Raw genomic sequence first — 21,106 nt, 5'->3', positions numbered from 1 at the left:
ACCGAGAGATTGGGAGGTGGCTCGGATGAGCCTCCATCACACCGAACACACCATCACGATCGCGGCGCCGGCCCAGGCGGTGCACGACGCGCTGCGCTCGGTCGTCAACTGGCCCAACATCTTTCCCCCGACCATCCACGCCGAGACCCTCGAGCACGACGCCTCCGGCGACCACATCCGGCTGTGGGCCACCGCGAACGAGTCACTGAAGACCTGGACCTCGCGCCGCACCTTCCACCCCGAACAGCGCCGGATCACTTTCCGGCAGGTGGTCTCCGCACCCCCGGTCGCCTCCATGAGCGGGGAATGGGTGGTGCAGGAGATCGACGCCGACAACAGCCGAGTGCTGTTACTGCACAGCTTCTCTCCCGACGACAGCGCGGGAGCCCGGGAGTGGATCGAGGCCGCGGTCGACACCAACTCGACCCGGGAGCTCGAATCGCTCAAGTCCGCGGCCGAGGCGCTGGCCCGGCGACCCGAGGCCACCGTCACGTTCGCGGACTCGCTGTGGATCGACGCCGAACCGGCGCGGGTCCGGGAATTCATCGACCGCGCCGACCTGTGGGCGGAGCGACTCGCCCACGTCGACGCCGTCACCCTCACCGAACCGGAACCCGGACACCAGTTTCTGAGCCTGGACACCCGGACACCGGACGGGGACGTCCACACCACCGCCTCGTGGCGCGTGGTCCTCGACTCCGGCGACATCGTCTACAAGCAGACTCGGCTGCCCGCGCTGCTCTCCCTGCACCGCGGTCGCTGGAGTTTCACACCGCGCGACGGGGGGACGCTCGCGACCTCCGAGCACACCGTCGCCCTCATCACCGAGGCGATCCCCTCGATCCTCGGCACGGGCAAGACCCTCGCCGATGCCACGGCCTTCATTCGAAACGCCCTGGGCCGCAATTCCCTGTCCACCCTCGAGAACGCGAAGAAATGGGCCGAATCCACCGAACGGGGCTCCGATGTCCGACGCTGACCGCACCCGCCAGCTCTATGTCGACCTCCAGCAGTTCTATGCCGCGCACCTGCGCCTGCTCGACGACGGGCGCGTCGACGAATGGGCGGCCGAGTTCGAACCCGACGGGCTGTTGATCCATCCGCAGCGGGCCGCCACCCACACCGGGCGGGCCGAGATCGCCGACGGGCTGCGCCGCACCTCGGAACGACTCCGCGCCGCGGGCCTCGTGCGCCGCCATTGGCTGGGCAACCTGACCATCGAAAACGACGGCGCGGCAACAGGAACCATCCGCACCCGCTTCTACTCCCTGGTCGTCGAAACCGGCCCCGGGCAGTCCCCGCGGCTGCACCTGAGCACCGATATCCGCGATCACCTCGTTCCGCACGGCGCCTCGTGGCTGGTCCGCGAACGCAGCATCACCCACGACCCCATCCTCACCACCCCGAATTGAAAGTCATCCTCTTGCACAAGAACATCGGCCTCGCCCTGCTCACGGCCACCGCCCTGACCGCCCTACCCGCCACCGCACACGCCGACTCCGGCGCCGCACAAGCGGACTCCGGCACCACCGGCCGAGTCGACTACACCGCCGTCCGCACCGACAGCGCGCTGACCATCACCACCGACGCCGGCTCCCTGGTGGACGACCACGGCACCTTCAAGATCAAAGCCGCTGACGGCACCACCCTTGCCGGCACCGAATTATCCTTCCGCGTAGACGATTTCGTCTTCCCCATCACCGCCGACATCACAAACCGCACCGCCGTCCTCACCCCCCGCTTCGACCTCGACCACGCGGTCTACCAACCCGTCGCCCTCCCCTACGAGAACCAGGCGCCCTGGAAAAACGAATACGACCGCGAACAAGCCGCCTGGGCCCGCCTCGGCACCACCCTCGTCACCGGCGCCGCGATCGGCACCCTGGTAGGAGGCCTGGGCGGTGCCGCCGTCGGCTGCCTCCTAGGCGGCGCAGCAGGCGCCGCCGCCGCCTCCGCCACCATCGTCGGCCTCTTCGGCCCCTTCCTCCCCGCCGCCGCCGTCGGCTGCATCGGCGGCATCGCCGCCATCGCCCCCCTCGGCACCGTAGCCGGCCTACTCCTCGTTACCGCCCCGGTAGCCATACTCGCCGCCGCCCAATACTTCACCACCATCAACCAACCCTTCACCCCACCGGCCACCAAGTAACCCGAACCCCAAGGAGCCGCAGGTCTCCCTGCGGCTCCTTCGATCGCGCCAACTCGCGCTGGAGGGCAGCGAGCATGGGGTCTGGTGACCGGCCGACCTGAACGAGGCCGAGCTCGAGCGGAATCGGAATTGCTGATCGCTCAGAGTGCGGCCTTCTCGGGTTGGGTGGTCACCACGATGACCGTGGTGGTGCCGGATTCCAGCGCGAGCCGGAACTCCTTCTCGAGGTCTCCGGCGGAGGTGACGTCGACGGAATGGCAGCCCAATCCTCTTGCCACGGAAGCGATATCGAGACCGGGGAGGTCGAGTCCGGGGACGCCCGGTGTCTGTTCCAGAGCGGCAAAGGATTTGAGGATGGAGTACTCGTGGTTGCGCATCACGACGTACACGATCGGCACATTGTGTTGTACTGCGGTCCACAGCGATTGGACCGAGTACTGGAACGAGCCGTCCCCGATCAGACCGATCACCGGGCGCGTGACGCCACGGTCGCGGTCGCCCAGTGCGACACCGACCGCAGCCGGTGCGGCCCAGCCGATACCACCACTGGCAGTGGCGAACATCGAGTCCGGCTCCACGGCGGGCAGCCAGTTGGCATGCTGGGCCATGGTCGAGGTGGACTCGTTGACGAAGACGGCGTGTTCGGGACGGACTGCGCTGAGCGCCGCGTAGACCTCGGCAGGCGTGAGCGTGCCGTTCGACGTTTCCGGCAGCTTCCGGTCGCGCGGCATGGGCTTGGGCACCTCACGGCCTGCGCCGTCGCCCACCAGTTCGGTGAGAAGCTCGATCGACAGCCGGGCATCGCCCAGGAGGCTGTCCCCGACACGGGCGGCCGCGGCAATCCCCGGATCGTCGGTGATCTGCAGTAGTTCGGTTCCGGCAGGCAGGATGTCGCCGGGTACGTAGGGGTAGTAGCGGAAGACCTCGGCCCCGATCACCACGACGAGATCGTGTCCGGCCAGCCGTTCGCCGATGGCCTTGACCGACATACCGACCGACCCCTGGAACAACGGGTGGTCCTCCGGGAAGGAAGCGCGATCCGGGAGCGGAGGGCTGTACACCGCAGCCCGCAACTTCTCCGCCAGCGCGATGCCGGCGTCCCACCCGCGGGCCCGGTCCACGTCGGGCCCGAGGATCAGGGCCGGCCGCCGACTCACCGTGATGCGCTCGGCGAAGCGCCGCAGACGCTCCGGGTCGGGCGCGTAGGTCGTGCTGACATCCCGCAGTACCGCGGGCCCTTCCAGTGGCTGGTTCCAGTCGTCGAGCGGAATGGACAAGAACACAGGCCCGGCAGGAGGCTGCACGGCCATCGCGTAGGCACGCATGAACGCTTCGGGCACGGCCTCGGCGCGTGCGGGCTCATAGGACCACTTCACCCACGGCCTCGGCATCGCCACTGCGTCGCGGTTACTCAGGTACGGGTCGCCGATCAACAACTCGCGATGCTGCTGACCGGCCACGACGATCAGCGGCGTGTGTCCGTGATAGGCCGCGACCAGGTTGCCGATGCTGTTTCCCAGCCCCGCCGAAGAGTGCAGGTTCACCAACGCAGGACGCCGCGTGGCCTGGGCGAAGCCGTCCGCCATAGCGATGACAGACGCTTCCTGCAGCCCCAGAACGTAGGTGAAATCATCCGGGAAGTTCTTGAGAAATGTCTCCTCGGTCGAACCCGGATTACCGAAGATCGTTGTCAGGCGCAGCGACCTCAGCAAATCGTATGTGACGCTCTGTACGGACGATTTCGTGGTCATGATGATCGATCAGCCCCTTTCTCCAGTGGGCACAGCAATCGAGCGTGCTATCCATGCGGGCGCGGGATCAGCGGACGAAGAATTTCGCCCAGGGATCGTCGGCTCGTGCGGTCCAGTAGTTGCTGAACAGGAACTGTGCTGCCGCGATGTCTGCTGGCGCCGGCTCTTCAGTTCTCGGGGGAAGCTCACGCTTCGGTGCCGGTCGCGCGAGCCCCTTGATCACTTGCTCGAAACCGGCCGGGGTATAGCCGTTGAGTACGCGGCAGACATCGCTCGTGACGTTGAACGTCTCTTCCGCTGCTCGAGAGGGCGGGAAGTTGCGCCTCGAAGAACGAGGGTGTGGTGGGGGTCATCGGCCTGCCTTCCAGAAGGTGGAGTCAAACCAAATGGACGGGAGCGAAGTCAGCTATCTGCGGTACCGGCTTCGTCGGTCGGGGTCGTCAGCGGCGCCTCGCCTCGCCCGATTTGCCTCATCAACGCGTCGATATCGGTGTAGTCCCAGACCTCGGCGAACTTGCCGTCCTCGAGGTGATAAAGAGTGAACTCCGAAATAGTCACCCGACGACCGGTCGCCTCAATTCCCTGGAAAGTCCCCCGATGGGTACCGGTTACCGTGAAGTGCACCGCGATATAGTTGCCGTCGACAACGAGGTGCCGTATCTCCCAATGCCAGTCGGGAAATCCGGAGACGAGAGGTGAGAATTGCGCCGTAACAGCGGCTGGATCCATAGGAACGTCATCGACTTTGATGGTCGATGTATAAAATGACGCCATACTATCGAAATCGTGCTCATTGCAGTACCCGAGATAAGACAGGTACAGGGATCGGTGTTCGTTGTCCTGGGTCACCATATGCTCGCCGCCTCACGTGGTCGACTCACTTACCCTCGCAAGCATCCTAGCCTCGACCTTTCTTGCGGGCGTGGCTAGCTGTCGCGTGTCAGCGGGCGACTGCCGGGTTCCACGGGATTCAACCGAATCATGTTCCCTACCAGTAGTTTTCACAACCACGGTTCAATCAGAACCTTTGACAAATACGCATCAATACCGTTCCGAGCCCGAATTGAATCCCCACCAGGATGGGGAGGGGTCAACGGGTGGATCGAGATTGGGTCATCGGGTCCAGATCGGCCCGCGTGCCTCGTATTCCAGGATCTCCTCGACGCGGGTCGCGGTTTCGGCGCTCAGCTCGCGGCGCACCAGCCAGAGGGCCAGGTCGATTCCCGAGGTTATGCCGCCCGCTGTCACCAGATCGCCGTCGTCGACGACGCGCGCCTTCATAAGGACGCCACCCTGTTGTTTCAGTGTGTCGAGAGCACCGTGATGGGTTGTGCAGGGGCGGCCGTTGATCAGCCCGGCTGCGCCCAAAAGCAATGCGCCGGTGCACAATGAGCTGATCGTCAGTCCGGCGCGGGGCGCGGCTGCCAGGGCTTCGGGTAGGACGCCACGATTGATCTCGGCCCAGACGCCTGGCGCGTCGCGGTGTGTGTAGCCGCCGCCGGGTACGACGAGCACATCGGCGTTCTGGGGTGCCCACGGTTCGGTGACCTGCACGACGGTGCCGTAGGAAGCGCGGATCGTTCCGGGTTGACCGGTAGTCACGTACCGCAGGTCCACGCCGCGCTCGGCGAGCATGGCGGCGAGCGAGAACACCTCGAAGGGTCCGATGAAATCCTGTTCTTCGACACCGTCGAACATGACGATATGGACGCGGAGAGGCCCGGCTGGGCCTTGTCCGTCCGCCTTCGCTTCCGGTGCGCCGCTCCTGGGCAGGGTGGTTGCGAACGTGGCAGCACCGCCTGCAGCCATCAGCGCTCGCAACACGGCTCGTCGTTCCAATTGTCTTGTCCTCCAGTCCTGCTCATCCCCGAGGGGCGGTTGTCAGTGCGTACGATCCGCGGCCGGGGCGGCTTGGCGCGTCGGTGTGCCGATCATGCGGGCGGTCGTGGCGATGACCAGCAGGAAGGCGAGAACGACGGCGGCGGTGCGGATGTCGTGGTGGGTGTCAGAGCGGTGCAGCATGGTCAGGTAGTCGGCGGGCGGATCCTTCGGGTTCCACGAGCGAATCTTTTTGTCGATAGGGACGTTTCCGAACTGCGCGTGATCCCGATGCGCCCCACGGCATTTCCGGTGCCAACCGCACCGCGCTGGAAACCGATCTTCCTCAACAGCTGACCCAGCCCCCGCGGTGATAGGGGCGATGTTTCACAGTCGCGAGACCTGGAAATGACCGATAGCCGAGCATGAGATCGTCGGCGAGGCACCGGGTCTCGAGGATTCGATACTCGGCCGCCAGGCCGGCCATGACCGCCGCCACTCAAACGGTGAGGAACGACCGGATGGCTTGGGCTATGTCAAGGGCGTGGGTTTCGAGGGCGAAGTGGCCGGTGTCGTAGAAGTGGATCTGGGCCTCGGGGAGGTCACGTCGGAAAGCCTCGGCACCGGCAGGGAGGAAGAAGGGATCGTTCTTGCCCCACACTGCGAGGAGTCGGGGTGTATGGGTGCGGAAGTAGGACTGGAATTCGGGGTAGCGGGTGACGTTGTCGCGGTAGTCGAGGAACAGGTCCAGTTGCACATCATCCGCGCCGGGGCGGGCCAGGTAGTGGTTGTCGAGGGCGATGCCGTCGGGGGAAACCAGGGCATCGTCGGATACGCCGTGGGTGTACTGCCAGCGAGTGGTTTCCGGTGCGAGGAACTGCCGCAGCGCTTGGCGATTGGCGTCCGAGGGGTTCTCCCAATAGGCGCGGATCGGGTTCCAGCCCTCACTCAACCCTTCGGCGTAGGCGTTGCCGTTCTGGGAGACGATGGCGGTGATGCGGTCGGGATGTTCGACGGCGAGCCGGAATCCGGTCGGAGCGCCGTAGTCGAAGACGTAGAGCGCGTACCGGTCGAAGCCCACCACTTCGGTGAAGCGGTCGATCACCTCGGCAATGTGGTCGAAGGTGTAGGCGAACTGCTCGCGTGGCGGCATGTCCGAACCGCCGAAGCCCGGCAGGTCGGGGGCGATAAGGTGCAAGTCGTCAGCGAGCAAGGGGATCAGGTCGCGGAACATATGGCTGGACGTCGGAAAGCCGTGCAGTAGAAGCAGTTTGGGCCTTCCCGGCGTTCCCGCCTCGCGGTAGGACACGTGGAATCCGTCGACGTCGGCCTGCAAATATCGGATCGCGGACATGACTGGGTGACTCACTTTCTTCGGGGATGCGGAATCGAGGTGTCGCGCCGATCACCGCGCCCGCATAGGCATGGCCCACAAGAACTTTCGGTCCGGCGATCGAGTTCAGCGTTTTGTCCAGGGCGGCCACACCGTCTGGCGTCCTTTATGAGAACAGTTCCGGGTGTTCGGCTATGTACTGCCCAACGGTGGATGGCGGCCGTCCCGTGATCTTCTCGACGTCGTCGGTGGCTCGGTCGTAGCGGTTGGCACGGTGTAGCAGTGCCAGTGTGGTCAGATGCTGCTCGACGTGCGCGGGCAGACCTCGGGGCGCGAGGACCTCCCGGACCCAGGTTTCGTGGGGAATGTCGGTGCCGCGAATCTGCCGGTGAAGCCCCAGGGTGTACTCGGCGGCCAGGCCATCGATGTCCAAACGCGCCGGGCCGGTCAATTCGTAGACGTCGCCGATGCGGTGGGTGGGATCCACGAGCACTGCCGTAATCGTGCGGGCCACGTCGCTGGTAGCTATCGGTGATGTTCGACCCGTTCCGAAGGGGAGGGCCAACAGGTTTTGCTCTCGCAGCGACGGTGCCGCGAGTCCGGTGAATATCGGATTGTCCAGAAACACAGTCGGCCTGATGTGCACGACCGGGACACCCGACCAGTTCAAGACGTGCTCGGCGAGGTAATGCAGTCGATGTTGACGAGACTCTCCCACACTGGTCAGCGTCATTTGAGAAACAGTCATCTGGGACATGTTCACGACCACCTCGAGGTGGCCGTACTCCAAGGCGGCGTCGCAGACGACTACCGTTGCCTGCAGGTAGTCCGGAGAGACACCCATCGAAAAGAACATGCGATCGATGCCGGCCATCGCATCGACCACATCTCGTGGATCGGTCAAATCTCCGACTACGACATCAGCGCCGAGTGCACGTAACGGCTCAGCTCGGGCGTCGTCGCGGTGCACCAGCGCGCGAACGCGATCCCCACGTTCCCGCAATTGCTCGATCACCTGCCGGCTCACGCCACCGGTGCCACCACCCGCCCCGGTGATCAGGTACAAGGGCGCATTCATGTTCGCTCCTCAAGGTGTGTTTTCCCAGTGCTTGGCAAGGGGCGTGTCGGCGAACCGCTCGAGCATCAAGCGGGACAACAGCAGCACCGAGCTGCGTGGACGGTGGTTCACCACGAGGCGCTGGGCCTTTCCGGCGGCGTTGAAGGTGACCAGGACGATGACATGAATCGGCACGCCGCGTACCGATGAGGTGTAGTCCTCGAGGAAACTGTTCTCGCCACAGGGGCCGGCGTAGTGAAAGTCTTGGAACTCGTATATTTCGCGGGCGGCGACCACGACTTCATGGACGGCCTCTGCGCCTTCTATGACGCCGTCCCACGCGGCGCCTTCCCCGGTTACGTCGTCGGCCAGGTTATCCAGCCACGCTGGATAGTACGGCTTCCCCATATACGTCGATGTCATGCCGCGCCTCCCGTGAAATCCGGCAGCGAGCCGGCCCGCCAACGCGCGCCCACGATGTGTGACCTATGACCATGCAACCCTATAGCCCGGCAGCCCGGGTTATAGGGAATCCATGCGGACAATGCGGTACAGCGCAGCCACAGACCGCCGACAGCGCCCGAATCCGCGATTTCGATGCACGGTTCTCCGCGGTGGTGTCGTCGTTGCGGGAGCGCAGGGTGTACGACGGGTGCCTTCGGCCTGAGGTGGGCCCGCCATGGCGCCGGATCTGGTTGCGGCACGGGCGCTTCCGGTCTGGCGGGGAGGGTGTCCGCGTCGCCGACGAGCCCGCTTGGGCATCACTTTTCGATGCTGGCATTGCCCAGCCCGGCCCGAGTACCGGCTGATACACATGGGCACCGCAGCGGCCGCAGGTGTGGACGAGATGACCGCGGGAGCATCCCGCCCGGCGGCACGCGGTCCATCCGAGGGTCGACCGGCTCGCCGCGAGCACGTGGCTTTCTGCGCCCGAGCAGAAGATCGGCGTCGGGAGAACCCACCCGCGCGGAGTCTGGACCAGGTGGTCGTTATCGATGGCGTAGCTGTCCGGGTGCAGATACCAGACACCGCCGGTCATTCGAACTCATGTGCGAATGATGTTCAGTTTCTGTCTTCTCGTCCCGGGACCCCTGGCAGGCGAATGCACTCTCATGCCCGCCGCCGCGTCCTGCTGTCGATGGCCCTTACCGGCGGACTCATGCTGCTCGGCCCCAGCGTCTTGGGGATGTCGGGCTCGCTGCCGCTAGCCGCATCACCGGTGGCATCCTTTCCACCACGACGGATTCGCGACTACGTCGGCACCCTCATCCCGGCGCTGCCCGCATTCCACGAAGCGGGCACATCCCGATAAGTCTGCATCAGGCTGTCCAGCGCACTCATCGACATTGCAGGGACATTCGGTAATCGACAAGACCGGACATTCGGGAGCATTGATAGCAGCGAGTTTCGTCCGCTTTCGGCGAGAGGAACGATCGTGCGGGGTTCGGCGTGACCATCAAATCGGTCACAGCAGGAGTGGCCCTGTTGACCGAAATCCGATCTGCCAGCCGGTAAGGGCGGGTGCGGGTTTCACCCTGGGGTGGGTGTTGCGCGATCCGTTCACAGACGAGAATTGACCCTGTCCACGTCGTGAGCGATACCGCGCCCAGGGAAGTGATGCAGATGCCTCTTGCTGTTCAGTTTCTGTCTTCTCGTCCCGGGACCCCTGGCAGGCGAATGCACTCGCATGCCCGCCGCCGCGTCCTGCTGTCGATGGCCCTTACCGGCGGACTCATGCTGCTCGGCCCCAGCGTCTTGGGGATGTCGGGCTCGCTGCCGCTAGCCGCATCACCGGTGGCATCCGCGTCGTCGTTCGATGCCGCCTCGCAAAGCCACTGGCATCCGCCGATGCCTCGGTGCCCTAGATTCGACTGCTAACTCAGTTCCCCACCGGGCGGCGGGTTCTCCAGTACACGGAGGGGCGGAGGCTCCTGCCAGATCTATCGCGGTGTTCCAGCCCCGGACCAGGGCGGGCTGGCTGCGGCGCCCCGGGCAGCCCACACTGTGACACGAGCGCAGCGGCTGCGAGGCCAGACGCGGTTGCCCGGGGAGCAACCGAAGCCCAAGGATCCATGGCCAGACCCACAGCCCCTGCCTCAGCTGGTGCTGGTGAGGATCGCAAACGGAAAGCAACCACCGCCCGGACTTAGCGAGTTCGCGTCGCATCGGCATCGAAGACCAGTTGACTTCGTCAGTCCGCATGACGCGAGTTATCGACGTATCGACGTGCGGTGGTCGACGCTGGTTCGCCGACTCCGCGGAGACATCGGCGCCTACAGCGGGTTCTTTTTGAACCAATCGATCAAACCCTGATCCGTCTTGGGACGGTTCGAGGGGGAATCGGGACCGACTGCTTTGACTCGAATGGCGATGTCGCTGCTCTGATCCAACGCAACGAGCGTCGGCACAGGATCGGTGGTGCAGGTGAACCGGCCGACGGTCGCACCATTTCGAATCGACGGTTGCTCGGGAACCGTTGCACCGCCGCACGCGCGCCCGCCGGACTTCCTCATGACACCATCGAAAAACTGGGTCGCGATCGGATGGTTGGGAAATTGGAAAAACGTTGCTGTCGGCGCACCAGACTCGTTGCCCAAGCATACAACGACGGCGGTCGCATCGCTCTCGGGTGACTCGTGTCGACAGTATCGCGGGTTGTAAGTTTTGGGCAGTTTGGTGAGCAGATCGCGGTCGGCCTGAGTGGTGTAGTCCGGGTCCTTCGGTTTGGTCCGGAATTGCGAATTTCCCTCTCCCGTGTCCTTCAGCGTCCAGAACAAGCTGGCGTTACCGCCCACCGACTCGGTGAAGTAGAAAACCGCCATGCTCATGGCCGCGTCGTCGGTTTGGATCACCCCCGAGGTCGGTGGTGTCGTAGTGGCATCCATGAAGCAGGTCGTCCGCCCGACCTCCCTGCCGTCTCTCGTCGCGGGGCCATCCGGGCCGGATGGATAGCCCGGACAGCTGCTGGTCTGTACCGGTAAGCCGTGATAGGCCTTGCCTAGCGCGTCGGCGTTGGGAAACAGGTGGAACTCCGCTCTGGGCACGCGGATTTCGGGAATCTCGTCGCAGCCGAGACGGGCTTTCTCCCCCAGAATCGCCTCTGGGTTCGAGTGATGACAGATGCTGCGGTTGTACGGGCCTTGCACGTTCGTCAGCAGGGTGATGTCGTCGTCGGTGAATTCGGCTTTCGCCGTCCCTGGGGCCGGTGGTGTCGGCTTGTGGAGTCGCGGCCAGGCTCCGACGGCCACGACGGCCACGGCGGCCACGGCAGCGGCGATCCAGAGGCCGCGTGGCCGGCGCCTGGGCCCCGGGACGGATCTCGCCTCGGGTGTGGAGGTCGCCCGGGGTGCGGGATGCGCCGCCACGGTGGGATCGTATTCGAATACGGCAAGGGGACTATCGTCTTCGGCGTCGCCGGTAGACGGTGCAAGTGCGGCGTGAGCGGCGGCGGCCAGTTCGCCGGCGCTGGCGTAGCGTTCATCGGCCGACTTCGCCATACCGCGCGCTACGACAGCGTCGATCGCGACCGGGATTCCCGGTGCGTAGCTGCTCGTTCGGGGTGGAAGTTCGATCATGTGGGCCCGCATGATGGCGGCGTCGCCGCCGTCGGTCGCGTAAGGGCGGGTGCCGGTCAGGCATTCGTGCAACACGCACGCCAGGGCATACACGTCGACAGCCGGCGTGGCCGGGCCGGGTCGGAAACGTTCGGGTGCCATGTAGCTGAACGACCCGATCGCCGATCCGGTCTGGGTCAGGCGTTCGTCGGTGTTCGTGTTGGCCAGGCCGAAGTCGGCCAGGTAGGCGAACCCGTCGTGGGTGAGCAAGATATTGTCCGGCTTGACGTCACGATGGACCAGACCGTCGTGGTGTGCCGCGTCGAGTCCGGCTGCGATCTGGCAGATCACCGAGACAACTTGCTCGGGCGGCAGCGGGCCGCGGGTTCTCAGCACGCTGCGGAGGCTCTCGCCGTGCACGAGTCGCATGTCGATGTAGAGCAGCCCGTCGATCTCGCCGTAGTCGTGGATCGGGATGACGTGAGGCTCCTGCAGCAGCGCGGCGATGTGGGATTCGCGCCGGAACCGGGCCCGATAAACCGGGTCGTCGGCCAGCTGTTCGGGCAGCACTTTCACCGCGACCACCCGGCCCTTGGAGGTGTCGAGTGCCTCGAACACCCGGCCCATCCCGCCGGAACCGATCAGCCGCCGCAGGCTATATTTCCCGAACGTCGACCCTGGCATCAGTGGCGGCCGTAGGTTGTTCACGACTGCCTTGCCTGCGTTGTGGGCAACCTGCGCAGGTTGATCAGAATCGAGAATCGGCGCTTGAACATTGTCGACCTGCCAGGTGGACGACGACGCGGCCTCGGCCCCTTCGGCGAAAGTGCGACCCCACTGCCACACAATCTATGCCCCCCTGAATTCTAGTCCAACGGTATGGGCCGGCGTGCTACGACTGCTCGGGGATCGACCGGCTCTCGCGCCGACACATCCAGCGAATGCTGGTGACTCACTGCGAATGGGGGCACCGTCTCGTTCCACAGACTCGCCTGGAGGATTTTGGTTCGCTGCATGCTGCGCGCAGCGTGCGGCACGCGGCCGGTGCTGCGATCGCTCCGGCGTACGGGCAACCGAAGCACGCCCGCAAGAACTCGCGTCCGAGCGGATACAGCAACGGCTCCGTCCGATCGGCCTGAGGACGGCACGGTGGCCGGACCCCCACTGCCCGTGTGTCGGAGTCGAGTGCACGGTGGTTCACCGCCTCCGCGACCAGTTCGCGGCGCACCTCGCGGAAAAAGGTGTAGCGCGGTAGGCATCGGCTTCGCGAACATCCGCGACAAAGGTGGACGGCATTCGTGAACTCCTGGAAAGCTGGTTCGTGTATCGGCGCGGCGCGCGATGGGTGAGGTCCGCCGCTTCGTTGGCAGCAGCCTTGACAAGAATCTTCGGCGTAGGCGCTCGTCCCGAATAGCCACCATAGGTGGCGATCGTTTTCACCCCTGGGCAACATCTCACGCCCTGGGTGCCGACACAGCACTGCTGGTCGGCGCCGATTCCACCGCGGTTGTACAACGGGACGGTTTGCTGCGCGACGCGATTCCGCGCCCCCGGTTCCTTGTCAACGCAGGCCCGTCCGCCATGAATGAGACCGATATGAATGGCTGCATAACCCGGCTGCCAACATGAGTTGGCGTAGGTCGACATTATGATGTTGTGTTCGAGAGGCGGCCAACTTGTTCAGTCCTCCCTCAGCCCCCGGGGCCGTTCCAGCCCGGACAGGTCCCCGTGCGAGGCCGCTTTCTCGGCGCGCGAGTGCGGGGTCAGCGCACACACCCGAGCCAGATCCGCCGGCCGGTCGCGCAGCACGCGCCAGAAGGTCATCGGGTCGCCGTCGATGTCGTTGACTGTCTCCATCCGCGCTGCGGGCTTGGCCAGCAGCACTGCCAGCGATCCGGCGAACGGTTCGACTTAATGCCTGTGCTCGGGCAGCATGTCCGCGACCTTCGCCGCGATCGTCGTTTTGCCCCGTAATAGGCCATCGGTGGCTTCATCTCACTCCTCGGCCTCGGCGGCGAACAGTTCGCGGCACACTCCGCACAGGATCGGGCCCGCGTCGATGGTCTTCTGCGCCGCCTGAACTCGCCGCGCCGGCGTGCAGGTGCACAGCAGTGCGCGCCCGTTGCGCGGGGCCTTGCCGGACTTGTCGCCGTCCCCCTCGCCGTCGCCATCAGCGGGATCGTGCTCGTCGCGGCGGTAGGCCACGATCGCAGCGTCGAGTGTGCGGATCTGCCGCTTGTAGGTGTCGGCGGTGGCGTCGGACATGGTCGTGACCGTCCAGCCACGATCGCGAGTGCGTTCGACAGTGAGCCCGAACTCGCGCGCAATGTCCCGGAACTTCCCGTTGTGTAGGCACCGGCGCGGCTGGTGTCGTCGATCCCGCGCGCAACCGCCGCACCGTGTGCGGCTTCGTGCAGCAATGTTCCCAGCACATCGCGCGCGCCCATCGCCAAACCCTCTCCACCGACGAACAACTCGGGCATCATCTGCTGGCCGGCCTTCCACCGGTCGGGGCCGAAATGCCCCAGCTTCAGCACCCCACGCCGACCCATCGATCCCCGACGCCATGGCCACCACCACATCGGGGATATCGGCATGACGTGCGCGCAGATCCGCCCACACCGACTCGATAGCTACGACAAGAGGACTCGAAATGGCATTCATGCCACACCTCCGAGAATTGATTTCTATGCATCAAAAATGTTGTTGCACAGGCATCAAAGAAGTTCCGCGCTGAATCCCCTTGTTGTGGTCAATATTCGAACCGAGCCCAGGCGTCGACGTGACATCCACGCTCACGCCCCGCTTGTGGTTTCGTCGCCGGACGCGCCTCCGCTACCAACGCACCTTGCCATGCCAACCCGCCTCTTGTGGTCCTCTCTTTGTGTTCCCCCTTGTGGTCCCTCTTCCTTGTGGTCTCCCCCTCTTCTGGTTCTTCTCTTCTCCTCCCAACTGTTTGGTGGTGGTTTGCCTCGTGCCTGATCCCTACTATCTTCAGCGAAGCGGGAGATAGTAGGGATCAGGCGGGAGGCGGACCACCACCAAACCCACAGGTCAAAGCGATTTCGTATCGCACTTTCATCGCACAACTTGTGTGCATTCATTGCGCATCCAGTGTGCATTCATTCCGAAACCAGTGCGCATCGAAATCGACGGTCCCACAACGCAAGACGCTTACGTGCAGATCGCTGAGACACCTGCAACCGGCTGATCGCCGTGCCTCCCGCGCGCGCAGAGATCACCCTGGCGATCGATACGACCGGGCCCTCCTGAGAGCTCATCCCCGCATATGCGGAGAGCACGCCTCGACCCCGATGGGCAACGTGATCGCGGTGGGCTCATCCCCGCACGCGCGGTCTGCTTCCGCACTGACAACGGAAAACGGCGCCGAGAAGCGCAGCGTATGACCGCGCTGGCACAGCACCGGCCGATCCTCGAAGGCCGTGGCCGATTCGCCAGAATCGCGCGTGTCCTGCACCGGATGTGCGCTTCATGTCGGCCAGCACGTGGCTGTGTGGTGCGCGTGCGTTCCCAGATCAGCGAGGCGTTTTACGCCGCGCGCCGACTGCCGGGCCGCCGTTTCAGGTGGCCGCGGTGACGTGGAATCGATCGGATGCGGTGCTCGAGAAGTTCTATCAGTGGGCGTTGGCGGTGGTGCAGGCGGCGCCGTTCGGGCCGGTGCAGCAGCGCCTGTCCGGCGGGCTCGCTGTGGTCCTATTCGGGTGGTACCAGCTGCGGAAGCTGCTCGGCCGGGGCGGTATGGGTGAGGTGTACGAGGCATACAACACCACCAAGGACCGCACGGTCGCGCTCAAGCTGCTGCCCGAACACCTGGCCGCCGACGCCCGCTACCGCGAACGGTTCCGGCGCGAGTCCCGCACCGCCGCCCGCCTGCGGGAACCACACATCATCCCGATCCACGACTACGGCGAGATCAACGGCCTGCTCTTCGCGGAAGGGTTTGTCCCCCGGTCGAACTCGACGAGGGTGTCGAGAGTAGGCAGCCGTGTGTGGCGGCGGTGGAGATGTCGCTGTGTAGAGCGCAGAATTGCTGGGCGCCGATGAGGGTCGGCATAGCCGTAGCAGCGGCCGCGCCTACGCCGGTAGCGGTCGAGCCGGACTCGCCGGGCCGCACGCTGCGCTATGCGCAATCGACGGTCGCGGTGAGGCGGCCGGAATCTGTTCTCCGAGACAGGTTGTCGTGCCCGTTCGGGCGATCGTGTCGTGTATCGGGGCTCGAGCGCCGCCCGATGAGCGAGTCACCGTTGTCGGGGCCGGTGACGGTTCTCGTTGTGGACGTCGAACTCCGAGCGCGCACCGCGAGAGTCGAGGCCACGGGCGAGCGCCCTTCGAGCCGTCGCCCCCACCATACCCAGACGGGTTGCTGCGAACGTCGATCCGGTCTCCGGCCGGGACCGGCCTGCCGCATTGCGCCGTGACCGGTCCGGCCATGCAGCCGAACGCCCCCGAACACGGATCGGGCCGGTGACTTGAGTTTTTCGCACTCGAATCACCGCCCCGCACAACCACTTTCAGGCGGGCACGCTCGGATATCAGATCGGGTAATACCCCGCGCCGACCCCGCCGCGCGCATTCATATCGTTGACGATCGCCGACATGTTGGGACCGATTTCGGGACCGATGCAGGCCGCGACCACGTAGGCGCGCACCATGGCGACCAGCGTCGTGCCGACCACCACGGGCGAACCGGAGTCGCCCTGGACTACGCATATCTGGGTCCAGGTATTGCCGGTCTGGAAGAAGTCGCCCCAGGTGATTCCGCAGGTGTTGCCAGTTGTCCGGCCTTGCTTACAGCCGATCATCGGGAACGTCGCGGGCGCGCCGATCTCGGTGATCGTCGTGTTGCCGATCCGGTTGACCGGAATGATGCTGCCCTCATCGAACTGGATGACCGCATAGTCCAGGGCCCAGTCGGAGTTGGAGTAGACGAAATGCCCGATCACGCCGGCGCCGCGGTCCTGCTCGGCCCACACCTGGGAGCCCTGCTCGCCACAATGCCCGGCGGTCAGGCCGACCAGTCGTCCGGCCGCATCATGGCCGACGGTGGTGACGGTGCAGGTTTCCACGTTGTCGATGATGATTCCGGAACCGCCCCCGATCACCGGCGGACCGGAATCGGCCCGCACGACCCCCGCGCCCGTCCCGAGCAACGCCGCGCCCAGGGCACCGGCGCAGGCTACCCGAGCCACCTTGGCGAGTTTTGTGAACATGTCCCTCCACACGTCGCAAGTCCGCACGGAATCAGAGTCGTCGTACTGCATCCTGGCAGTTTTCGCCTGCGGACGCGTCCGCACGGAGGCGATGTTTGCTGGATCGTTGCAGATGCCGGGCCTGAGGGTTCGCGGCGCGCGGCGGTAACACCTCGGCGCGGCGCATCGGCTATCCGGGCGTTTGCGGCCGTTGGTCTTCTTGCCCACCTGAATCGACACGATGACGCCGATCGGGATGAGCGTCATCACGTTGCCAGAGCGGACAACAGGCTGAATAAGGTTCAGCCGAATGCAAACCGGGCGTACCGCTCAACGTCGAATATTCCAAGATTCCTCTTGGAGGACCATGCCCCGCTGTTGCTGGCGCGGCGGCCAGACATGAAGTAGTCGATCCGGACCAGATAGCCGTCGATCGTGTTCTTGCTGCGGTTCCTTCGCTGCAGTTCCGTGGCGAAGTCGTCCTTCAATTCTCGGCCCCCATGCGAGCCGATTCTACGTGCAGAATACAAGGCTGGAGGTGCTCTGTACTGGAGCGGCTCGACAGAACGAGGCGGAGTATCCGCAGGTGAAAGGGGTTTGTGGGGCGGGCGGGGCTCGAACCCGCGACCAATGGATTATGAGTCCACGGCTCTAACCGACTGAGCTACCGCCCCCGACCGCTTCAGATCACTACGGGCTCCGCGAGATGCTACCGCCTCGGGAGGGTCGATGCCCAGTTGGACTCGCTATCCGGCGTAGCGGTCGGCGATCTTGTTGAGTTCCAGCTGGTAGTAGAGGATGCCGAGGCCGAGGATCAGGTTCAGGGCGAAGCCGAGGATGGGGTTGCAGGTGCCTTCGAGGCCGGCGGCTTCCTGGGATTGGCGGATTCGGGTGCCGGTGCGCCAGAAGCTGATGATGGCGGCGATGCCGGTCCAGGAGAGGAAGAGCATGACCAGGAGGGGGCCCGCGACCGGGGCCTCGGGGTCGCGGCGGAGTTCGGCCATCTCCTTGTGGATCTTGTAGTACCAGACGAAGAAGTAGATGCCGAGGGTGATGAGCGGCCAGACCAGCCACACCAGCACCGGGTTGCGGGGCTTTATCGGCATGGCGAGAGCGGTGGTCATGCGATGAATCCTTTTGTCGTCGTGCAGTTTTCGAAATCCCGGGCGAACCGGCTCGGGAAACGTATCCACAAGATCGTGACCGGATCGTGAAGCGTTAATCTGGGGCAGTCCACGACCGCAGGGAGGATCACGATGGCGAGTCTGTTCGCGAACGTGCTGAAGGCACATCAGTGGATCTATGAGAACAGCAACGGCCTGGTCGGCCACAAGCTGCTGTTCGGCAACCCGACGTTGCTGCTGCGCACGGTCGGCCGCAAGACCGGCCAGGAGCGCACCAATGCGCTCACCTACGCGCAGGACGGCAAGGACTACCTGGTCACCGCGTCCAACGGCGGGTCACCCAGGCCGCCGGGCTGGCTGGCCAATGTGAAGGCCAAGGCGGACTGTGACATTCAGATCGGTACCAAGCGGATTCCGGTCACCGCACAGGCCACCTATCCGGACGATCCGGAGTACGCGCGGCGCTTCCAGCTCGTCGACAAGGTGAACCAGGGCCGCTACACCCAGTACCAGACGATGACCTCGCGGCCGATCGCCGTGGTGGTGCTCACACCGCGCTGACACCAGCGCCGGGTGGACCTCGTGGGTAAGGGTCGACTATCCTTCCTGACCTGAGGGGAGTACTTCCCAAGAATCACTCCGGTCAGTACGGGCCGCGCCGACGCGTCCCCCGGATGGTTGCCTGCGACTGTGGCATTCGAAGACGCAGGTGAAGGAGACCTCGGCTGGTTTACCCTGCCCGAGGAGGTCCCATGAGTCCTACCCTGTCCATTCTCGCGAGTTCCACCACCATCAACAGCGTCGGGACGCCCTGGCTGTGGGGCGGGACGATCGCCGCGGTGCTGGCGCTGCTGATCCTCGACTTCACGCTCACCCGCCGCCCGCACGAGGTGTCCATGCGCGAGGCCATCGCCTGGACCATCTTCTACATCGCTCTGCCCATCGCGTTCGGCGTGTTCCTGTGGTTCAACAACGGCGGCACCCCGTCCGTGGAGTTCTTCACCGGCTACTTGCTGGAGAAGTCGCTGTCGGTGGACAACCTGTTCATCTTCATGCTGCTGCTGTCCGCCTTCGCGGTCCCGGCGGCGCTGGCGCAGCGGGTGCTGCTGTACGGCATAGCGGGCGCGCTGGTGCTGCGCGGCATCTTCATCGCGCTCGGTGCGGCCGCCCTGGCCACCCTGGACTGGGCGTTCCTGCTGTTCGGCATGATCCTGCTGGTGACCGCGGTGAAGCTGCTGGCCGACGCGGCCGGTGGGCACGAGCAGGAACTCGATGTCGCCACCATGAAGTCGGTGCGCCTGCTGCGCCGCATCTGGCCGGTCACCGACGACTACCGCAGCACCAAGATGGTGGTCCGCGAGGCGGATCCCACCCAGCCCGGTAGATTCCGCCGCGCCCTCACCCCGCTGGCGCTGGTGGTCGGCGCGGTCATGGCCACCGATATCGTCTTCGCCGTCGACTCGGTGCCCGCGGTGTACGGCGTCACCGGCGACCCGTTCCTGGTGTTCGCCACCAACGCCTTTGCGCTACTCGGTTTGCGCGCACTGTATTTCGTCCTGCACGCCGCGCTCTCCCGTCTGGTGCACCTGGCCTACGGCCTGGCCGCCATCCTGGCCTTCATCGGCGTGAAGCTGGTCCTGCACTGGGCGCACGGCATCTGGAGCGGTGTCCCCCAGATCCCCACGGCCGCCTCGCTACTGGTGATCGTGGTGGTGCTGGCGACGGTGACCTTCACCAGCCTCCGCGCCACCCGCGGCGACAAGGGACACGCTGAGGAGACCGCGGTCGACGTGCAGTGAGCCGCGCGGCAGGGACCGGTGAATATCGCTCGCGAACCGCGCCGGTATCGACGTAGCGTGAAACCATGCTGCTGCACCGTTCCCGGCCGCCTCGGCTCGAGCAGGTCAATCGCGCCGTGGATGCGCTGGAACTTCCGGAGGCAGTGTTCAAGACCTGTCCGTGGCAGCCGCGCGAGCTGGTGGAAACCGGTCTGCGGCAATGGTTGCGCTGCTGCGGGGCGGCGATGCGGGACGATCGGGTGATCGGCATGCCCTCGCATGCGGTGGACGAGGCGTGGCACGGGCTCATCCTGTGCACGAAGCGGTATGCGCGGTTGTGCGACAGCGCGTATGGCCGGTTTCTGCATCACTTCCCCGACGGCGAGGGCACGGGTTCGGGTGACCCTATGACGGAGCAGTTGGGACGCACGGTGGTCGCCTGGTCGTTCGTGGCGCGACCAGGCGAGAAATGCGTGCTGTGGGACCTGGATACCGTTGTGGGAGTGGACCATCCGTGGGGCATCCCCGCGGAGCGGGTCCACTCCATCGAGGCCGCGCTACGGGCGGGCTAACCGCCTCCGCAGCCACCACCCCCACAGCCACCGCCGCCGCAGCTACTGCCGCCACCGCACCCGCTGTGCCCACCGCCGCAGCCATGGCCGTGGCCGTGACTCCCGCCACCGTCGGACCACCCGCCGCCCCCATCGCCGCCGGCCGCCCCGTATCCCCAACTCTTGCTGCGACTTCCACGACGGCGATCGGGCTCTCTCCCGTTCGCGACAGAAATCGCCACGGCAATCAGCGCGATCACGATGCCAACACAGATAATTCCGCCAACCATCGTCGGCCTCCTCCCCCACCTCGCGGCCCCTACCGCGAGATATAGCCGAAAGCTACGCCAGGAAGAATCGGTCCGACAAACCCATTTTCTGGGGGGCTCACCACCGGTGTGAGCCCCCGCCGAAATGGGTACCTGACTACGTCAGTTTCACGCGGGCCGCGAAGAAGCGGGCCACCGCCGGGGCGAAACGGTTGAAGCGGTACTGCAGCCAGGCTTCCGGGGTCACCGGGACGACGTCGCGGCCCTGCTCGACGGCCTTGACGATCTGGGCGGCGACCTTCTCCGGGCCGTAGCGGCGGGCAGCGTAGAGCTTGTCGTAGCGCTGCTGCTTGGCGGCCTCCTCCTCGGCGGAGACACCCGAGAAGCGGGTGGTGGCAACGATATTGGTGTGGACGATGCCGGGGCAGAGGGTCGGCAGTGCACCAATTGTAATATTTCCGGTCTGACCAGCGCCGACGCCTGTGACCAGGTCAGGGGCAGCTAGACGGCACAGT

20 protein-coding genes, 1 tRNA gene and 2 pseudogenes are annotated in these 21,106 nt (G+C 65.2%); 7 read left to right on the top strand and 16 right to left on the bottom strand.

The window, feature by feature from the left end; all coding sequences use genetic code 11:
• Positions 1 to 25 precede the first annotated feature (25 nt).
• From ACFXIV_RS33500 to ACFXIV_RS33490, 3 genes are read left to right on the top strand one after another with little or no spacing between them, the layout of a single operon-like run.
• Entirely contained in the window at positions 26 to 979 is a 954-nt protein-coding gene (locus tag ACFXIV_RS33500) for an aromatase/cyclase (protein WP_379400026.1), read from the top strand.
• Positions 966 to 1,412 (top strand): nuclear transport factor 2 family protein, encoded by a 447-nt coding sequence (locus ACFXIV_RS33495; RefSeq protein ID WP_379400027.1) that lies wholly within the window; start codon positions 966 to 968, stop codon positions 1,410 to 1,412. The genes ACFXIV_RS33500 and ACFXIV_RS33495 overlap by 14 nt, the downstream gene beginning before the upstream one ends.
• A 5-nt stretch (positions 1,413 to 1,417) precedes the next feature.
• Positions 1,418 to 2,146, top strand: coding sequence for a hypothetical protein (locus ACFXIV_RS33490; RefSeq protein ID WP_379400051.1), 729 nt, complete (start codon positions 1,418 to 1,420; stop codon positions 2,144 to 2,146).
• 140 nt (positions 2,147 to 2,286) lie between these two features.
• Here the strand turns inward: ACFXIV_RS33490 and mdlC are convergent, their stop codons facing one another.
• From mdlC to ACFXIV_RS33435, 11 genes are all read right to left on the bottom strand, one after another.
• Entirely contained in the window at positions 2,287 to 3,897 is a 1,611-nt protein-coding gene (mdlC, locus tag ACFXIV_RS33485) for a benzoylformate decarboxylase (RefSeq protein ID WP_379400028.1), read from the bottom strand.
• A gap of 402 nt (positions 3,898 to 4,299) precedes the next feature.
• Entirely contained in the window at positions 4,300 to 4,749 is a 450-nt protein-coding gene (locus ACFXIV_RS33480; protein WP_379400029.1) for an ester cyclase, read from the bottom strand.
• A gap of 261 nt (positions 4,750 to 5,010) precedes the next feature.
• On the bottom strand, positions 5,011 to 5,706 hold the full coding sequence (locus ACFXIV_RS33475) for a DJ-1/PfpI family protein (RefSeq protein ID WP_379400052.1): 696 nt from the start codon (positions 5,704 to 5,706) through the stop codon (positions 5,011 to 5,013).
• Between the two features lie 72 nt (positions 5,707 to 5,778).
• Positions 5,779 to 5,919, bottom strand: coding sequence for a hypothetical protein (locus tag ACFXIV_RS33470; RefSeq protein WP_379400030.1), 141 nt, complete (start codon positions 5,917 to 5,919; stop codon positions 5,779 to 5,781).
• Between the two features lie 295 nt (positions 5,920 to 6,214).
• On the bottom strand, positions 6,215 to 7,069 hold the full coding sequence (locus tag ACFXIV_RS33465) for an alpha/beta fold hydrolase (RefSeq protein WP_379400031.1): 855 nt from the start codon (positions 7,067 to 7,069) through the stop codon (positions 6,215 to 6,217).
• Positions 7,070 to 7,214: 145 nt separating this feature from the next.
• Positions 7,215 to 8,114 carry an NAD(P)H-binding protein gene (locus tag ACFXIV_RS33460; protein WP_379421378.1) on the bottom strand — a complete coding sequence of 300 codons (900 nt, stop codon included), beginning with the start codon at positions 8,112 to 8,114 and terminating at the stop codon, positions 7,215 to 7,217.
• Positions 8,115 to 8,135: 21 nt separating this feature from the next.
• Positions 8,136 to 8,528 (bottom strand): hypothetical protein, encoded by a 393-nt coding sequence (locus ACFXIV_RS33455; protein ID WP_379400033.1) that lies wholly within the window; start codon positions 8,526 to 8,528, stop codon positions 8,136 to 8,138.
• A gap of 1,850 nt (positions 8,529 to 10,378) precedes the next feature.
• Positions 10,379 to 12,505: a serine/threonine-protein kinase gene (locus tag ACFXIV_RS33450; RefSeq protein WP_379421377.1), complete on the bottom strand. Its 2,127-nt coding sequence runs from the start codon at positions 12,503 to 12,505 to the stop codon at positions 10,379 to 10,381.
• A gap of 351 nt (positions 12,506 to 12,856) precedes the next feature.
• Positions 12,857 to 13,306: a hypothetical protein gene (locus ACFXIV_RS33445; protein ID WP_379400035.1), complete on the bottom strand. Its 450-nt coding sequence runs from the start codon at positions 13,304 to 13,306 to the stop codon at positions 12,857 to 12,859.
• A gap of 33 nt (positions 13,307 to 13,339) precedes the next feature.
• The gene (locus ACFXIV_RS33440) at positions 13,340 to 13,543 is read right to left on the bottom strand and encodes a hypothetical protein (protein WP_379400036.1); all 204 of its coding nucleotides are present in this window, start codon (positions 13,541 to 13,543) and stop codon (positions 13,340 to 13,342) included.
• Positions 13,544 to 13,654: 111 nt separating this feature from the next.
• Positions 13,655 to 13,924, bottom strand: coding sequence for a hypothetical protein (locus ACFXIV_RS33435; protein ID WP_379400037.1), 270 nt, complete (start codon positions 13,922 to 13,924; stop codon positions 13,655 to 13,657).
• Positions 13,925 to 15,349: 1,425 nt separating this feature from the next.
• Between ACFXIV_RS33435 and ACFXIV_RS33430 the strand changes: the two are divergent.
• Positions 15,350 to 15,616 (top strand): annotated as a pseudogene (locus ACFXIV_RS33430) (protein kinase); the annotation flags it as partial.
• A gap of 596 nt (positions 15,617 to 16,212) precedes the next feature.
• Here ACFXIV_RS33430 and ACFXIV_RS33425 read toward each other — a convergent pair.
• The 4 genes from ACFXIV_RS33425 to ACFXIV_RS33410 form a co-directional block, all read right to left on the bottom strand.
• Positions 16,213 to 16,890, bottom strand: a complete 678-nt coding sequence (locus ACFXIV_RS33425) for a serine protease (protein ID WP_379400038.1) — start codon at positions 16,888 to 16,890, stop codon at positions 16,213 to 16,215.
• A gap of 281 nt (positions 16,891 to 17,171) precedes the next feature.
• Positions 17,172 to 17,357, bottom strand: a complete 186-nt coding sequence (locus tag ACFXIV_RS33420; protein ID WP_379400039.1) for a hypothetical protein — start codon at positions 17,355 to 17,357, stop codon at positions 17,172 to 17,174.
• Positions 17,358 to 17,469: 112 nt separating this feature from the next.
• A tRNA-Ile gene (locus ACFXIV_RS33415) sits at positions 17,470 to 17,543 on the bottom strand.
• A 72-nt stretch (positions 17,544 to 17,615) separates the two neighbouring features.
• Complete coding sequence (locus ACFXIV_RS33410) at positions 17,616 to 17,993, bottom strand: DUF4234 domain-containing protein (protein ID WP_379400040.1); 378 nt, start codon at positions 17,991 to 17,993, stop codon at positions 17,616 to 17,618.
• Positions 17,994 to 18,125: 132 nt separating this feature from the next.
• Between ACFXIV_RS33410 and ACFXIV_RS33405 the strand changes: the two genes are divergently transcribed.
• The 3 genes from ACFXIV_RS33405 to ACFXIV_RS33395 all read left to right on the top strand — a co-directional run bounded on the left by ACFXIV_RS33405 (position 18,126) and on the right by ACFXIV_RS33395 (position 20,343).
• Entirely contained in the window at positions 18,126 to 18,554 is a 429-nt protein-coding gene (locus tag ACFXIV_RS33405) for a nitroreductase family deazaflavin-dependent oxidoreductase (protein WP_354838026.1), read from the top strand.
• Positions 18,555 to 18,745: 191 nt separating this feature from the next.
• Positions 18,746 to 19,792: a TerC/Alx family metal homeostasis membrane protein gene (locus ACFXIV_RS33400; protein WP_379400041.1), complete on the top strand. Its 1,047-nt coding sequence runs from the start codon at positions 18,746 to 18,748 to the stop codon at positions 19,790 to 19,792.
• A 65-nt stretch (positions 19,793 to 19,857) separates the two neighbouring features.
• Positions 19,858 to 20,343, top strand: a complete 486-nt coding sequence (locus tag ACFXIV_RS33395; protein ID WP_379400042.1) for a hypothetical protein — start codon at positions 19,858 to 19,860, stop codon at positions 20,341 to 20,343.
• Positions 20,344 to 20,748: 405 nt separating this feature from the next.
• Here ACFXIV_RS33395 and ACFXIV_RS33390 read toward each other — a convergent pair.
• A pseudogene (locus tag ACFXIV_RS33390) lies at positions 20,749 to 21,106 on the bottom strand (hypothetical protein); the annotation flags it as partial.

The organism is Nocardia sp. NPDC059236, from assembly GCF_042754085.1.
Lineage (GTDB): Bacteria > Actinomycetota > Actinomycetes > Mycobacteriales > Mycobacteriaceae > Nocardia.
Note: the sequence above shows the minus strand (reverse complement) of the source record. Positions and strands in the feature narration are given on the sequence as shown.